The organism is Mesorhizobium shonense (assembly GCF_040545255.1).
GTDB lineage: Bacteria > Pseudomonadota > Alphaproteobacteria > Rhizobiales > Rhizobiaceae > Mesorhizobium > Mesorhizobium shonense.
In genome coordinates this window covers 1-15,089 of sequence record NZ_JBEPLM010000014.1, presented here as the reverse complement: position 1 = coordinate 15,089, position 15,089 = coordinate 1, and the positions used below count along the sequence as shown (strand labels likewise).

The following is a 15,089-nucleotide window of genomic DNA, read 5'->3' as shown; positions in this document are numbered from 1 at the left end:
TTGCCTGTCCTGCCAGCCTCTGCAATAAGCTTCGCCAGCAAAAGTGAAGGCGAAGGGCCATGGCAGCCAAGATCGTACCCGCCCCCGACTATGAGGATCGCGTCAGGACTTCCTTTGCCCGCCAGAAGGCGATGGCCACCATCGGCGCGGAACTGACGCTGGTCACGCCCGGCATCATCGAGATCGAGATGCCCTATGCGCCTTCGCTCACCCAGCAGCACGGCTTCCTGCATGCCGGCGTCATCTCGACCGCGCTGGACTCGGCCTGCGGTTATGCCGCCTTCTCGCTGATGCCGGAAAATTCCGGCGTGCTGACCATCGAATTCAAGGTCAATCTGCTGGCGCCGGGCAGGGGCGAGCGCTTCCTGTTTCGCGGCTCGGTGACAAAGCCCGGCCGCACCATCATCGTTGCCGACGGCCAGGCCTACGCCTTTGCCGCCGACGGCGAGGCCAAGCTTATCGCCACCATGACCGGCACGATGATGACGGTGGTCGGCCGCGACGGCATAGAGGGATGATCCATGGCGAGCGCTGCGCGGACAGGGGGAAAATCCATTCTTTTCGTCATGGCGGCGGAGGCCGAATACGGCCCGCACCTCAAAGAACTGTTCACGCCGCTGATGACCGGGGTCGGTCCGGTCGAGGCCGCCGTTCGGCTTGGTGCCGAGCTTGCGACGCTGAAGGCGGAGGGCGCGCTGCCGGACCTCGTCGTCTCGCTCGGCTCCGCGGGAAGCCGCACGCTTGAGCAGACCGAAATCTACCAGGCCGTGTCGGTGGGCTATCGCGACATGGACGCTTCGCCGCTCGGTTTCGAGAAGGGCGCCACGCCCTTCCTCGACCTGCCGGTGACCGTGCCGCTGCCGTTCGTCATCCCGGGCATCAAGAGCGCCACGCTCTCGACCGGCGGCGCGATCGTCACCGGCATCGCCTATGACGCGATCGACGCCGACATGGTCGACATGGAGACCTTCGCCTGCCTGCGCGCCTGCCAGTTGTTCGGCGTGCCGCTGATCGGCCTGCGCGGCATTTCCGATGGCGCCGCCGATCTCAGGCATGTCGGCGACTGGACGGAATATCTCCATATCATCGACGCGAAGCTGGCTGCGGCAATAGGTCTGCTCGAGCAGGCGATCGGCGGTGGTCTGCTGGACGGCTGATTGCTGCCCGGATCAAGCAGCCAGGCGCTGCGGATCGCCGAAATCGATGCGTGCAATGCGTCCACGGACGGCGCCGGTCGCATCGAGATAGTCGATCGCTCCCGGTGTATGGTCCAGTTTCCACGCGCCGGCGGGTCCGTCTTTCCATTCGACCCTGTAGCCGTCGTCCAACAGCGTCCAAAGTCCGTGGAAGCGCGTGCCATCCGGCAGGAGCATGTGCGCTCGATCGTCGGTTTCATAGTGGATGAAGGCGTTCTTGCCGCCCATGTCGATGACATGCGTGGTTCCGACCATGATAATGGCCAGCGTGTCCCTGTTCAGTATCGTCATTGTCCCTGTCCGCGGGTTCGCGTTTTCGAAAGAGCCTCGACGGCGCGAGTATCGTCAAGTATCTTGACTATATGGAGCTTGAATCAGGTGGTCAAGGAGCTTGACGAAAAAATCGAGGCGTTGGCCGATCATGTCGGCTGGCGGCTATGGCAGGCGAGCCGCGCCTGGCAGGCGGAATTCGCTGCGGCCATGCGGGCCGCCGGCCACGCCTGGTTCAGCGAAGCGCGCGCCGGGTTGCTCGGGCACATCCCCCGCAACGGCACCCGCCAGTCGGCATTGATCGAGCGCGCGGCCACCTCCAAGCAGGCGGTTCAGCAATTGCTCGACGGGCTGGAGGCGGAAGGCGTGCTGGAGCGGTTTCCCGACCCACGGGATGGGCGCGGCAAGCTTGTGCGCTATACGCGCAAGGGTCTGGATGCCTTGCGCGACGGCGACCGCATCAAGCTTCAGATCGAGCGCGGCTACATCGATCGTATCGGCGAGCAGCGGTTCGCGGCGCTGATGGACGCCTTGCGCTCGCTCGACGCCGGACGGGCCGACGCATCGGAAGAAGCATCGGAACCGGAGTGAGCGGTGCGACCCAGCAACCCATTGCGTCGACTCGTTTCTTTCTCTAAAGGCTCGCCATGACGACAGCCAATCATCCCGACACCGTTCTCATCATCGATTTCGGCAGCCAGGTCACGCAGCTGATTGCGCGGCGCGTGCGTGAAGCCGGCGTCTACTGTGAAATCGTGCCGTTCCAGTCCGCCGCCGAGGGCTTCCGCCGCATTCGGCCGAAAGCCGTCATCCTGTCGGGAAGCCCGCATTCGACCGTCGACATCGGTTCGCCCCGCGCGCCCGACGAGGTGTTTTCGGCCGGCGTTCCGGTGCTCGGCATCTGCTATGGCGAGCAGACCATGTGCGCCCAGCTCGGCGGCAAGGTCGAGGCCGGCCATCATCGTGAGTTCGGCCGGGCCTTCCTGGAGATCGAGGACGATTGCGCGCTATTCGACGGCATCTGGGCCAGGGGAACGCGTCACCAGGTCTGGATGAGCCATGGCGACCGCGTCACCGCCATTCCCGCCGGCTTCAAGATCGTCGGCACCTCCACCGGCGCGCCCTTTGCCGCGATTGCCGACGAGGCGCGCAAGTTCTACGCGGTGCAATTCCATCCCGAAGTCGTCCACACTCCGGATGGCGCGAAGCTGCTCAGCAACTTCGTCCACCACATCGCCGGCCTCGCCAAGGGCTGGACCATGGCCGCCTATCGCGACCATGCCGTCGAGGCGATCCGCAAGCAGGTCGGCAAGGGCAAGGTGATCTGCGCGCTGTCGGGCGGCGTCGACTCTTCGGTCGCCGCGCTCCTGATCCACGAAGCGGTCGGCGATCAGTTGACCTGCATCCTTGTCGACCATGGCCTGATGCGCAAGGACGAGGCGCAGAGCGTGGTGGAGATGTTCCGCCAGCACTACAACTTGCCGCTGATCCTGGTCGACGCCTCCGACCGCTTCATCTCGGCGCTCGAAGGCGAGGCCGATCCGGAAACGAAGCGCAAGACCATCGGCCGGCTGTTCATCGAGGTGTTCGAGGAAGAGGCGAAGAAGCTCGGCGGCGCCGACTTCCTGGCGCAGGGCACGCTCTATCCCGACGTGATCGAAAGCGTCTCCTTCTCCGGCGGCCCGTCGGTGACGATCAAGTCGCACCACAATGTCGGCGGCTTGCCCGAGCGCATGAACATGAAGCTGGTCGAGCCGCTGCGCGAATTGTTCAAGGACGAGGTGAGGGCGCTCGGCAAGGAGCTCGGCCTGCCCGAAAGCTTCATCGGCCGCCATCCGTTCCCGGGCCCCGGCCTTGCCATACGCTGCCCGGGCGGCATCACCCGCGAGAAGCTGGAGATCCTGCGCCAGGCCGACGCCATCTATCTCGACGAGATACGCAAGGCCGGCCTCTACGACGCCATCTGGCAAGCCTTCGCCGTGCTGCTTCCGGTACAGACCGTGGGCGTGATGGGCGACGGCCGCACCTACGAATTCGTCTGCGCGCTGCGCGCCGTGACCTCCGTCGACGGCATGACGGCCGACTTCTACCACTACGACATGAACTTCCTCGGCGCCGCCGCCACCCGCATCATCAACGAGGTGAAAGGCATCAACCGCGTCGTCTACGACGTAACGTCGAAGCCGCCTGGGACGATCGAGTGGGAATGATTCAGGCCCACCCAAACGCCGCCTATGTGCAGGCGTCGTTCGGTGACTTGTTGCCTGGCGGTTTCTACCGGTATCAATGTCGCTGACCTGCAAATATTGCTGATGTAATAGCCCGCTCAAGGCACCCACTTACCCGGCCATGCCGGGTGCTTGCGATTTATCGCATGGTCTGCCCCGAATATCCGTAGTTGTGCCGCGCGTCGAAAATGTTTACTGTTAGGAAATAAAATGGAATCAGCGGGTGGCGGCGACATGGCGAAGACTCAAGCAGCAAGGAAAAATGGCAGATCGCCGGCTCCCGTCAAAACATCGGGCGCGGCGACACTTAGCGCGCTGCCGCGCAGCACTCCCCTCATTCAGGATCCCCACGCCGTTCGCGACATGCGCGAGAACGTGCTCGAAGTCGCGATTGGCCACGAGGTTCGCGCCTTTCGCAAGAAGCTCGGCATTACCGTTGCCGACCTTGCCGCGACCACAGGCCTCTCGCTCGGCATGCTGTCCAAAATCGAGAATGGCATCACCTCGCCGTCATTGACGACACTGAAGTTGTTGTCGCACGCGCTCGGAGTACCGCTCACCGCATTCTTCCGCAGCTTCGAGGAAGAGCGTAAGGCCGTCTTCGTCAAGGCCGGATCGGGCGTGGATGTGGAACGGCGCGGCACGCGCGCGGGACACCAGTATACATTGCTAGGCCATATCGCTTCGGACACCAACGTCGTTGTTGAACCCTACCTTATTACGCTGACTGAAGACTCGGACGTCTTCCCAACCTTTCAGCATGATGGCATGGAGTTCCTCTACATGCTGGAAGGCGAGGTGGTTTACCGCCATGGCAGCAATCTCTATCGCATGACCCCAGGCGATAGTTTGTTCTTCGACGCCGATGCACCGCACGGTCCCGAAGAACTGACGCACTTGCCGATGCGATACCTGTCGATCATCTCCTATCCCGGCGGGCGCGGAAAAGGCTGAAGCCCGCCAGGGGCGATTCCCCCCGCAGGACCATGCTGAGGTATTGATCGCCTTGGCCTCAACGGATTGATCTCTGCGACCGGCGAATGACTCTGATTAGCGCATGACCTCGAGCCGGAGGTTCGGAAAAGATCATGCGCAAAAATCAAGCACTACAACATCCCTGGCGTCCAAGAGCGCGGTCGGCGCTGTTGCGACCGCCATTCAAGCGTGCTCGACTGGCCACCAATTTGGGCGCCTTTGCGCATTTGGACGATCGTCGCCAGGCGCCTCGATTTCCATGGCTTCCTTTATAGTTGGCGTGGCTCCGCGCCGACATGCCGCGCGCGTCGGCAAGACCTGCGGCCGTTGAAAAGGATTACCCGGGCCTCCTTCCACCTCAAGCGACGATGTTTTTCTACAGGAAAAAAAAATTCATGACAGTTGAATTGTGACTGGGAACCTGCTAGGCATTGCCATGGGTAACAATCAATCGAGGTGACCGGGATATGTGTGGGATTGTTGGACTCTTTCTGAAAGACAAATCACTTGAGCCGCGACTGGGCGCCCTCCTGTCGGAAATGCTGGTCTCATTGACCGACCGCGGCCCCGACAGCGCCGGCATAGCCATATATGACGGCGCAGCAGCGAAGGGGCGTGCCAGGATCACCATTCAGTCTTCGGCTCCCGCAGTGGATTTCCCTGGTCTCGAAGCCGAGCTTGGCAAGAAGATAGAAGCCAAAGTTTCGTCGACGGTGAAGTCTACCCACGCCGTCCTCGACATCCCTGCCGGCAAGCTCGACGAAGCCCGTGCCGCGATCGCCGAACTGCGCCCGAATGTGCGTGTCATGGGCGCCGGCGAAGCGATCGAGATCTACAAGGAGGTCGGCCTGCCGGCCGAAGTGGTCAAGCGTTTCGACGTGACCAAGATGACCGGCAGCCACGGTGTCGGTCACACGCGCATGGCGACCGAATCCGCCGTAACCACGCTGGGCGCGCACCCCTTCTCGACCGGCCCGGACCAATGCCTGGTGCATAACGGCTCGCTGTCGAACCATAACAATCTTCGCCGTGAACTGATCCGCGACGGCATGCGCTTCGAGACCGAAAACGACACCGAAGTCGCCGCCGCCTATCTCTCGTCCAAAATCGCTCATGGTCAGAACCTCGGCGAGGCGCTGCAGAGCAGCCTCGACGACCTCGACGGCTTCTTCACCTTCGTGGTCGGCACCAAGAACGGCTTCGGCGTGGTGCGCGATCCGATCTCCTGCAAGCCCGCCGTCATGGCCGAGACCGACCAGTATGTCGCCTTCGGGTCCGAATACCGCGCGCTCGCCAACCTGCCCGGCATTGACAATGCGAGGGTTTGGGAACCGGAGCCGTCCACCGTCTATTTCTGGGAGCACTGAGGATCATGAATATTTCGAATGTTGCCACGGCGCCATCGCGTGAAATGGACTTCGCGCGGCGTGTCTTCGACCTTGGCGAAAATTCACTGCGCGAGCTCAATCAGGCGCTGCACAATCTTGGCCCCGGCTCGAACGAAACCTCCTGGGAAGTGCTCAACCCGAAAGGCAGCCATTCCGTCGCCGTCGGTGTCGACCAGCCGGTCGCTATCGATGTGCGCGGCAGCGTCGGCTACTATTGCGGCGGCATGAATGCCGGCGGCGCCATAACCGTGCACGGCTCCGTAGGCCCGGGCGTCGGCGAGAACATGATGTCGGGCTCGATCGTGGTCAAAGGCGATGCCAGCCAATACGCCGGCGCCACCGGCCGCGGCGGTCTGCTGGTCATCGAGGGCAACGCCTCGTCGCGCTGCGGCATCTCGATGAAGGGCATCACTATCGTTGTCCGCGGTAATATCGGCCATATGTCGGCGTTCATGGCCCAGTCGGGCAATCTGGTGGTGTTGGGCGATGCCGGCGATGCGCTCGGCGACTCGATCTATGAGGCGCGGCTGTTCGTCCGTGGCAAGGTCAAGAGCCTGGGCGCGGATTGCATCAAAAAGGAGATGCGTCCCGAGCACATCGCGCTCCTGCAGGATCTGCTCGACCGTGCCGGCATCAAGGATGCCAAGCCGGAAGAGTTCACTCGCTACGGCTCGGCCCGTACGCTTTACAACTTCAACATCGACAACGCTGACGCATACTGAGGGCGACCATGACCTACCACAATCCTCCAACGACGCCGCGCAAGTCAGCGACCTTCGACGACTACGCGATGTCGGAAATCCGCCGCGCCGCGGCAACCGGCATCTACGACATCCGTGGCTCCGGCGCCAAGCGCAAGGTCCCGCATTTCGACGACCTGCTGTTCCTTGGCGCCTCGATCTCGCGCTATCCGCTGGAAGGCTATCGCGAGCGCTGCGACACCTCAGTTGTGCTAGGCTCGCGCCACGCCAAGAAGCCGATCGAACTGAAGATCCCGATCACCATTGCCGGCATGAGCTTCGGCTCGCTTTCCGGTCCGGCCAAGGAAGCTCTCGGCCGCGGCGCAACCATCGCCGGCACCTCGACCACCACCGGCGACGGCGGCATGACCGAGGAAGAGCGCGGCCATTCCAAGCAACTGGTCTATCAATACCTGCCGTCGCGCTACGGTATGAACCCGCGTGACCTGCGCCGCGCCGACGCCATTGAGATCGTCGTTGGCCAGGGCGCCAAGCCCGGCGGCGGCGGCATGCTGCTTGGCCAGAAGATCTCCGATCGCGTGGCGGAAATGCGCACTCTGCCCAAGGGCATTGACCAGCGCTCAGCCTGCCGTCATCCCGACTGGACCGGCCCTGACGACCTTGAGATCAAGATCCTGGAAATCCGCGAGATCACCGACTGGGAAAAGCCGATCTACGTCAAGGTCGGCGGCGCGCGGCCCTATTACGATACCGCGCTTGCGGTTAAGGCCGGAGCTGATGTCGTGGTGCTCGATGGCATGCAAGGCGGCACGGCCGCCACGCAGGAAGTATTCATCGAACATGTCGGCCAGCCGACGCTCGCCTGTATCAGGCCCGCTGTGAAGGCGCTGCAGGACCTCGGCATGCATCGCAAGGTCCAGCTCATCGTCTCCGGTGGCATCCGCAACGGGGCCGATGTCGCTAAGGCGTTGGCGCTTGGCGCCGATGCCGTATCGATCGGCACCGCGGCATTGATTGCGCTCGGGGACAATGATCCACATTGGGAGGACGAATACCAAAAACTTGGCACGACCGCCGGCGCCTACGACGACTGGCATGAGGGCAAGGATCCGGCGGGCATCACCACACAGGACCCCGAGCTGATGAAGCGGGTCGACCCGGTCGTCGCCGGACGGCGGCTGGCGAATTACCTGAAGGTCATGACGCTCGAGGCGCAGACCATCGCACGTGCCTGCGGCAAAAATCACCTGCACAATCTCGAGCCCGAGGATCTCTGTGCTCTTTCGATCGAAGCAGCGGCCATGGCCGGTGTGCCGCTCGCGGGGACGAATTGGGTACCAGGGCAGGGTGGCTTCTAAAACCAGACGAATGGGAGCAGTAGACAATGAATAAGGCCTTTGAAGCCAAAATCGATCAGTCTGAGGGGACTGATCTCCAAGAGTTCGCAAGGGTTCGCAACGTCAAGTATTTCATGGTCTCGTATACGGATCTGTTCGGCGGCCAGCGCGCAAAGCTGGTGCCGGCGCAGGCCATTGGGGACATGCAGAAGGAGGGCGCCGGCTTCGCCGGCTTCGCCACCTGGCTTGACCTGACGCCGGCGCACCCCGACATGCTGGCGGTGCCGGATGCCTCTTCGGTGATACAGCTGCCGTGGAAGCCGGAAGTCGCCTGGCTCGCTTCGGACTGCCTGATGGAGGGCAAGGGCGTCGCTCAGGCGCCGCGCAATACCCTCAAGCGGCTCGTTGCCGAAGGCGCCAAGGAAGGCATGCGCGTGAAGACTGGCGTCGAGCCGGAATTCTTCCTTGTCACGCCCGACGGTAAGCAGATCAGCGACGAGTACGATACGGCCTCGAAATCCTGCTACGACCAGCAGGCGGTGATGCGTCGCTATGACGTTATCGCCGAAATCTGCGACGCCATGCTCGACCTTGGCTGGCAGCCCTATCAGAACGACCATGAGGATGCGAACGGCCAGTTCGAGATGAATTGGCAATTTGACGATGTGCTGGCCACAGCCGACAAGCACTCCTTCTTCAAATTCATGGTCAAGTCGATTGCCGAAAAGCACGGCCTGCGAGCGACCTTCATGCCGAAGCCCTTCCAGGGCCTCACGGGTAGCGGTTGCCATGCCCATATCTCGGTATGGGATCTCAGCGGCAAGACCAATGCTTTCGCCGACAAGGAAATGGAGTTGGGTCTGTCGGAAAAGGGCAGACACTTCCTGGGCGGCATCATGAAGCATGCCTCGGCGCTGGCCGCGATCACCAACCCGACGGTCAATTCCTACAAGCGCATCAATGCGCCGCGCACCGTTTCGGGCGCCACCTGGGCGCCCAACACGGTGACCTGGACCGGCAACAACCGCACCCACATGGTGCGCGTGCCCGGTCCCGGCCGCTTCGAACTGCGCCTGCCCGACGGCGCGGCCAACCCCTACCTGATGCAGGCGGCCATCATCGCCGCCGGCCTCAGCGGCATCCGCACCAAGGCTGATCCAGGTCAACGCAGCGACATCGACATGTACAAGGACGGACACACCGTCACGCATGGCGCCAAGCTGCCGCTCAATCTGCTCGACGCGCTTCGCGCTTATGACGATGACGCCGAGTTGAAGGCTGCTATGGGCGAGGAATTTTCCGCCGCCTACATCAAGCTCAAGACCCAGGAGTGGAACGCCTACGCCTCGCACTTCACCCAGTGGGAGCGCGACAACACGCTGGACGTCTAGCTGTTTGCCAGGCCCAGCGTCCGATCTACGAATTGGGCGCTGGGCGCACCACATGACATTTCGCCGGAACAACTGCGATGAAATATTCGATCTTTTCGCTCGCCAAGGCGGCACTGTCCGGACACAAGGGATGGACGCGGGCGTGGCGCGATCCGGCACCCAAGAGCCGGTATGACGTGGTCATCATCGGCGGCGGCGGCCACGGACTGGCGACGGCCTATTTCCTCGCCCGTGAATACGGCATCCGCAATGTCGCCGTGCTGGAGAAGGGCTGGATCGGCTCCGGCAATGCCGGCCGCAATACCACCATCATCCGCTCCAACTACGGCCTGCCCGGCAATACCGGCTTCTACGAATTGTCGATGAAGCTGTGGGAGCGCATGGAGCAGGACCTCAACTACAACACGATGGTCAGCCAGCGCGGCATCATCAACCTCTACCACTCCGACGCGCAGCGCGATGCCTTCGCCCGCCGCGGCAACACCATGCGAATCAACGGCATCGATGCCGAGTTGCTCGACGCCGAGCAAATCCGCAAGGAATTGCCGTTCCTGAACTATAACAATGCCCGCTTCCCGATCATGGGCGGTCTCTTGCAGCGGCGCGCAGGTACCGCTCGCCATGATGCCGTCGTCTGGGGTTATGCGCGCGCCGCCAGTGAAGGCGGCGTCGACATCATCCAGAATTGCGAGGTCACCGGTTTCGTGCGCGACGCCAGCGGCAGGGTGACCGGTGTCGAGACCTCGCGCGGCAGGATCGGCGCCGGCAAGGTCGGTATGGCGGTCGCCGGCTCTTCGTCGCGGGTCGCGGCGATGGCCGGCATGAAGCTGCCAATCGAAAGCCACGTGCTGCAGGCCTTTGTCTCCGAGGCTATCAAGCCGCTCATCCCGGGTGTCATCACCTTCGGCGCCGGCCACTTCTATGTCAGCCAGTCGGATAAAGGCGGGCTGGTCTTCGGCGGCGACCTCGACGGCTACAATTCCTATGCCCAGCGCGGCAACATGCCGGTCATGGAGGATGTCTGCGAGGGCGGCATGGCCATCATGCCGATGATCGGCCGCGTGCGCATGCTGCGGCAGTGGGGTGGCATAATGGACATGTCGATGGACGGCACGCCGATCATCGACAAGACACCGGTCGACGGCCTCTATCTCAACGCCGGCTGGTGCTATGGCGGCTTCAAAGCAACGCCGGCATCGGGACTCGTCTTCGCCCATCTTCTGGCGCGCGACGAACCGCATTCGGAGGCCGCGCTGTTCCGCCTCGACCGGTTCCGCCGTGGCGCGACGATCGATGAAAAGGGCCAGGGCGCCCAGCCGAACCTTCACTGAAAGAGAGACCGGTTGAATGCGTATTGCATGTCCTTTCTGCGGTGAGCGTGAGAACGGCGAGTTCACCTATCTTGGCGATGCCTCGCCCAAGCGGCCCAACTTCGCCGTCGATGGCGGGGAGAGCCCCGAACGTGTCGAGGATGCTTTCCACGACTACGTCTACCTGCGCGACAATCTGGCGGGTGTGATGCGCGAGTATTGGTACCACGGCGGCGGCTGCCGTTCCTGGCTCGTGGCCGAGCGCAACACCGTCACCCATGAATTTGTTTCCGTGACGGCGGCACCGGGTGCGGGCGCTGCCTTGGCGGCGCGGGCAGGAGAATGACCATGTCGGGGTATTCGCAATCCGAGCCGCTCGCCAGAACAGCGCGGGAGGAGGCCAGCATCCGCACGGCGGTCACGTCCGCCAGCCAGTCGCACCGGCTGCCCGGTGACGGCATGATCGACCGACGGTCGCCGCTCCGGTTCTCCTTCGACGGCAAGGCCATGACCGGATTTGCCGGCGACACACTGGCTTCCGCACTCGTCGCCAATGGCGTCAAGCTCGTGGCGCGGTCGTTCAAGTATCATCGCCCGCGCGGCATCGTCACCGCCGGTTCTGAGGAGCCGAGCGGGCTGGTAGAGATGCGCACCGGCGCCCGACGCGAGCCGAACACGAGGGCGACCACGCAGGAACTGTATGACGGGTTGATCGCGAACAGCCAGAACCGCTGGCCATCGCTGCGTCACGACTTGATGTCGATCAACCAGTTGTTCGCGCCGATCTTCGTCGCCGGATTCTACTACAAGACCTTTATGTGGCCGGCGAAGTTCTGGGAATCGATCTACGAGCCGATGATCCGCCGCGCCGCCGGTCTCGGCAAGAGTGCCGAATTGCCTGACCCAGACCACTACGACAAGGCCTGGGCTCATTGCGACGTGCTGGTTGTCGGGGGCGGTCCCGCCGGCCTGTCGGCGGCGCTTGCTGCCGGCCGCGCCGGGTCGCGTGTCATTCTCGTGGAAGAGGATACCTTGCTGGGCGGTCGTCTGCTCGGTGACGGCGGCGAGATCGATGGCATGGATGCCAGGGAGTGGCTGCGTAGCACAACACGCGAACTCGTTTCTCTGCCCAATGTCCGGATCATGAACAGGACGGCCATGTTCGGCGTCTACGATGGTGGTACCTACGCCGCGCTCGAGCGCGTCAGCGACAACGTCGCGATGCCGGATCGCCATCAGGTGCGACAGCGGCTCTGGCGCATCGTCGCAAGGCGATCGGTGGTGACCGCCGGTGCGATTGAACGACCGATCGTCTTTCCTGGCAATGATCGGCCAGGCGTCATGATGGCCTCCGCCGTCCGCACCTATGTCAATCGCTTCGCGGCTCTGCCAGGCAAGCGTGTGGCGTTGTTTACCAATAATGATGATGGCTGGCGCACGGCCGAGACCATCCAGCGGGCTGGCGCCCACATCGTGGCGGTGATCGACCCCCGCCGCGAGGTGCCGGCGCAGCACCGGAGGCTTGTCGATACTTACGATCTGCGCGTGCTTGCTGGCGTCGTGTCCGATGTAAAGGGTGGCGTTGACGGCGTCCGCAGCATCGTCGTGACCAACGACAGAAATGGCCAGACGCAACGGGTCGAAACTGACTGCCTTGCCGTTTCGGGAGGGTGGAATCCGAATGTCGGCTTATCTTGCTTCCATCGTGGCAAGCCGATCTGGCGCGAGGACATCGCGGCCTTCGTGCCGGGCGGTGCGCCAAAGGGGATGGCCACGGCTGGTGCTGCCAATGGCGAGCTCTCACTCGGCGCCTGCCTTCGCGACGGGCATAGCGCGGGTGCCAAGGCGGCCGCCGAATGCGGTGCCGCCGGAAAGCCGGGGGAGGCATCGAAAGCCGACGAAGAGGGCTACGGAATCGCGCCGCTCTGGCATGTCAAAGGTAAGGGCAAGGCGTTCGTCGACTTCCAGCACGACGTTACCGCGTCCGACGTGACGCTGGCGCAGCGCGAAGGCTTCGAGAGCGTCGAGCATTTGAAGCGTTACACCACGCTCGGAATGGCGACCGACCAGGGCAAGACGTCCAACATCAACGGCCTCGCAATCATGGCGGAAGCGACCGGCCGCACGATCCCGGAAACCGGCACGACGATCTACCGGCCGCCCTACGCACCCGTCGCCATAGGCGCCTTCGCCGGCCATCATCGCGACGAGAACTTCCATGCTTGGCGGTTGACACCGTCGCATCATTGGGCCGCCAAGCAAGGCGCGGTGTTCGTCGACACCGGGCTGTGGAAGCGTGCGCAATGGTACCCGCGTGCCGGCGAGAAGGACTGGCTGGAATCGGTAAGCCGCGAAGTGCTGGCCGTGCGCAACGGCGTCGGCTTCTGCGACGTCTCCACGCTCGGCAAAGTCGACGTCCGCGGCGCGGATGCAGGTGTGTTCCTCGATCGCGTCTATATCAACGCCTTTTCCTCTCTCGCCGTGGGCAAGGCGCGCTATGGCCTCATGCTGCGCGAAGATGGCATCGTCTATGACGACGGCACGACCTCGCGGCTCGCCGAGGATCACTATTTTCTCACCACCACCACTGCCAAGGCCGGTCTGGTGATGCAGCATCTGGAATTCTGCCGGCAGGTATTGTTCCCGGACCTCGATGTTCAGCTGACCAGTGCCACTGACCAGTGGGCGCAGTTCTCCATCGCTGGGCCGAACGCCCGCAAGCTGCTGCAGGATCTGGTCGACCCGTCGGAAGATCTCACCAACGAAGGCTTCCCATTCATGGGCGCCCGTGAAGTCAAGCTGCGCGGTGGCGTGATTGCTCGGCTGTTCCGCATCTCGTTCTCCGGCGAAATGGCCTTCGAGATTTCGGTGCCGGCGCGCTACGGCGCGGCGATGGCCGAGAACCTGATGATCGCTGGCAAGCCCTATGGCGTAACGCCTTACGGGACTGAAGCGCTCGGCGTCATGCGCATCGAAAAGGGGCATGTCGCCGGGCCCGAGCTCAACGGCACGACCACCGCTGACGACCTTGGCCTTGGTAAGATGATGTCGAAGAAGAAGGACTTTATCGGCCGTGTCATGGCCGGGCGCGAAGCGCTGATTGCGCCGAACCGGCAGGTGGTCGTCGGCGTCAAGCCCACGAACAAGGCGCGGCGCCTGCGTTCCGGCGCGCACGTTGTCCCCAGGGGCGAGACCCCTGGGCCGAAAACGGATCAAGGCTATGTCACCTCGGTCTGCTTCTCGCCGGTGCTTGACCAGTGGATCGGCCTTGGTCTGGTCGAGCGCGGGCGCGAGCGCATCGGCGAGATCGTTCGCATCCTTGATCCGCTGCGGAGCGAGGACTACGAGGCCGAGATCTGCAGCCCGGTCTTCTACGATCCCGAAGGAGTGCGTCAGCGTGGCTGATTTTTCCTGGAACACCCAATCGGCGCTGGAGAAGGCGCTCGTCCCCGGTCGTCACGGCGTGGCCGGCACGCAGGTAGGCGTCACGCTGGAGGAAGTGCGCGACATCAGCCTCGTTCAGGTGATGGCGCGGCGCGGCAGAGCGGCCGAGACCGCAAAGGCCGCCAAGAAGCTATTTGGCATTGAGCCGCCCCGTGCTCCCGGCGCAGCAGTGGCCCGGAATGCTACGCTGATCTGGTCTGGCCCAGACCAGTTCATTGTCTTCTCTGCACGACAGGCAGACGGACAATTTGCCAAAGTGTCAAAGGCGTTTGCCGGCATCGCGTCGCTCTCCGATCAGTCGGACGGTCGCTGCCTCATCCGGATTGGCGGACCTCGCGCTCGCCAGGCGCTTGCGAAGTTCTGCTCGTTGGACCTAGATGACAAGGCGTTTCCGCTGGGCGCCGCGGCGACAACCTCGATCGACCATACGGCGATGAATATCTGGCGCGGGGCTGATGGCTTGGATGGACACCCCGTCCTCAACATGCTCGTCTTCACCAGCTTCGCCGACAGCCTTTGGCACACGATCCTGGACTCTTCCCTTGAATATGGGGTTCAGGCATCCTCGGCTCACGCCGCATAGTCCTGCTGAGCCGTTTGCACCTCGGCTGAGACAAAACCCATTTCGACGCGGCGATTCGCCGTTGCGCATTGACCGCGCAGCGGTGGTTTCGCTGTTGTTGTGTTGATCTGACTTAGCCGACATCCTGGCAACCACCCCAACAAGAAAGTCTTGGCACGATGTGCCAAGACTTAACAGGCCGCTGCAAAAGTCGCGCCCTTTTCGATTTTGATGACATTTATCGGATTGGTTTTGTCTGATCGGGCTGGATTTTGGCTTTTGCGGCT

At 62.9% G+C, this 15,089-nt stretch carries 14 protein-coding genes; 13 read left to right on the top strand and 1 reads right to left on the bottom strand.

Features of this window, described 5'->3' with window-relative positions; all coding sequences use genetic code 11:
• The first annotated feature begins 59 nt into the window (after positions 1-59).
• Both ABID26_RS28085 and ABID26_RS28080 read left to right on the top strand, forming a co-directional pair.
• Positions 60-518 (top strand): PaaI family thioesterase, encoded by a 459-nt coding sequence (locus tag ABID26_RS28085; protein WP_126101892.1) that lies wholly within the window; start codon positions 60-62, stop codon positions 516-518.
• Positions 519-521: 3 nt separating this feature from the next.
• Positions 522-1,157, top strand: coding sequence for a 5'-methylthioadenosine/S-adenosylhomocysteine nucleosidase (locus ABID26_RS28080; protein WP_292371925.1), 636 nt, complete (start codon positions 522-524; stop codon positions 1,155-1,157).
• Between the two features lie 12 nt (positions 1,158-1,169).
• Here the strand turns inward: ABID26_RS28080 and ABID26_RS28075 are convergent, their stop codons facing one another.
• A complete protein-coding gene (locus tag ABID26_RS28075) occupies positions 1,170-1,487 on the bottom strand; it encodes a hypothetical protein (RefSeq protein WP_292371924.1) in 318 nt (105 codons plus the stop codon).
• Positions 1,488-1,574: 87 nt separating this feature from the next.
• Between ABID26_RS28075 and ABID26_RS28070 the strand changes: the two genes are divergently transcribed.
• The 11 genes from ABID26_RS28070 to ABID26_RS28020 all read left to right on the top strand — a co-directional run bounded on the left by ABID26_RS28070 (position 1,575) and on the right by ABID26_RS28020 (position 14,823).
• Positions 1,575-2,057 carry a MarR family winged helix-turn-helix transcriptional regulator gene (locus ABID26_RS28070; RefSeq protein WP_292371923.1) on the top strand — a complete coding sequence of 161 codons (483 nt, stop codon included), beginning with the start codon at positions 1,575-1,577 and terminating at the stop codon, positions 2,055-2,057.
• A gap of 56 nt (positions 2,058-2,113) precedes the next feature.
• The gene (guaA, locus tag ABID26_RS28065) at positions 2,114-3,676 is read left to right on the top strand and encodes a glutamine-hydrolyzing GMP synthase (RefSeq protein WP_292371921.1); all 1,563 of its coding nucleotides are present in this window, start codon (positions 2,114-2,116) and stop codon (positions 3,674-3,676) included.
• Positions 3,677-3,904: 228 nt separating this feature from the next.
• Positions 3,905-4,648, top strand: coding sequence for a helix-turn-helix domain-containing protein (locus ABID26_RS28060; protein WP_435528616.1), 744 nt, complete (start codon positions 3,905-3,907; stop codon positions 4,646-4,648).
• A 488-nt stretch (positions 4,649-5,136) separates the two neighbouring features.
• Positions 5,137-6,036: a class II glutamine amidotransferase gene (locus tag ABID26_RS28055; RefSeq protein ID WP_292375167.1), complete on the top strand. Its 900-nt coding sequence runs from the start codon at positions 5,137-5,139 to the stop codon at positions 6,034-6,036.
• A 5-nt stretch (positions 6,037-6,041) separates the two neighbouring features.
• A complete protein-coding gene (locus tag ABID26_RS28050; protein WP_459077269.1) occupies positions 6,042-6,779 on the top strand; it encodes a GltB/FmdC/FwdC-like GXGXG domain-containing protein in 738 nt (245 codons plus the stop codon).
• An 8-nt stretch (positions 6,780-6,787) separates the two neighbouring features.
• Positions 6,788-8,116, top strand: coding sequence for an FMN-binding glutamate synthase family protein (locus ABID26_RS28045; RefSeq protein WP_126101810.1), 1,329 nt, complete (start codon positions 6,788-6,790; stop codon positions 8,114-8,116).
• Between the two features lie 26 nt (positions 8,117-8,142).
• Positions 8,143-9,486, top strand: a complete 1,344-nt coding sequence (gene glnT / locus ABID26_RS28040; protein WP_292375170.1) for a type III glutamate--ammonia ligase — start codon at positions 8,143-8,145, stop codon at positions 9,484-9,486.
• Positions 9,487-9,563: 77 nt separating this feature from the next.
• The gene (locus ABID26_RS28035; protein WP_126101808.1) at positions 9,564-10,817 is read left to right on the top strand and encodes a sarcosine oxidase subunit beta family protein; all 1,254 of its coding nucleotides are present in this window, start codon (positions 9,564-9,566) and stop codon (positions 10,815-10,817) included.
• A gap of 16 nt (positions 10,818-10,833) precedes the next feature.
• Complete coding sequence (locus ABID26_RS28030) at positions 10,834-11,142, top strand: sarcosine oxidase subunit delta (protein ID WP_126085532.1); 309 nt, start codon at positions 10,834-10,836, stop codon at positions 11,140-11,142.
• A 113-nt stretch (positions 11,143-11,255) separates the two neighbouring features.
• Positions 11,256-14,201: a sarcosine oxidase subunit alpha family protein gene (locus ABID26_RS28025; RefSeq protein WP_292375178.1), complete on the top strand. Its 2,946-nt coding sequence runs from the start codon at positions 11,256-11,258 to the stop codon at positions 14,199-14,201.
• Complete coding sequence (locus tag ABID26_RS28020) at positions 14,194-14,823, top strand: sarcosine oxidase subunit gamma (protein ID WP_354417179.1); 630 nt, start codon at positions 14,194-14,196, stop codon at positions 14,821-14,823. The genes ABID26_RS28025 and ABID26_RS28020 overlap by 8 nt, the downstream gene beginning before the upstream one ends.
• Positions 14,824-15,089 lie beyond the last annotated feature (266 nt).

Excerpts from the sequence above, each read along its gene's own strand:
- ABID26_RS28085 (WP_126101892.1), top strand. The coding sequence starts at position 60 with ATGGCAGCCAAGATCGTACCCGCCCCCGACTATGAGGATCGCGTCAGG.
- ABID26_RS28080 (WP_292371925.1), top strand. The coding sequence starts at position 522 with ATGGCGAGCGCTGCGCGGACAGGGGGAAAATCCATTCTTTTCGTCATG.
- ABID26_RS28075 (WP_292371924.1), bottom strand. The coding sequence starts at position 1,487 with ATGACGATACTGAACAGGGACACGCTGGCCATTATCATGGTCGGAACC.
- guaA (WP_292371921.1), top strand. The coding sequence starts at position 2,114 with ATGACGACAGCCAATCATCCCGACACCGTTCTCATCATCGATTTCGGC.
- ABID26_RS28060 (WP_435528616.1), top strand. The coding sequence starts at position 3,905 with ATGGAATCAGCGGGTGGCGGCGACATGGCGAAGACTCAAGCAGCAAGG.
- ABID26_RS28055 (WP_292375167.1), top strand. The coding sequence starts at position 5,137 with ATGTGTGGGATTGTTGGACTCTTTCTGAAAGACAAATCACTTGAGCCG.
- ABID26_RS28050 (WP_459077269.1), top strand. The coding sequence starts at position 6,042 with ATGAATATTTCGAATGTTGCCACGGCGCCATCGCGTGAAATGGACTTC.
- ABID26_RS28045 (WP_126101810.1), top strand. The coding sequence starts at position 6,788 with ATGACCTACCACAATCCTCCAACGACGCCGCGCAAGTCAGCGACCTTC.
- glnT (WP_292375170.1), top strand. The coding sequence starts at position 8,143 with ATGAATAAGGCCTTTGAAGCCAAAATCGATCAGTCTGAGGGGACTGAT.
- ABID26_RS28035 (WP_126101808.1), top strand. The coding sequence starts at position 9,564 with ATGAAATATTCGATCTTTTCGCTCGCCAAGGCGGCACTGTCCGGACAC.
- ABID26_RS28030 (WP_126085532.1), top strand. The coding sequence starts at position 10,834 with ATGCGTATTGCATGTCCTTTCTGCGGTGAGCGTGAGAACGGCGAGTTC.
- ABID26_RS28025 (WP_292375178.1), top strand. The coding sequence starts at position 11,256 with ATGATCGACCGACGGTCGCCGCTCCGGTTCTCCTTCGACGGCAAGGCC.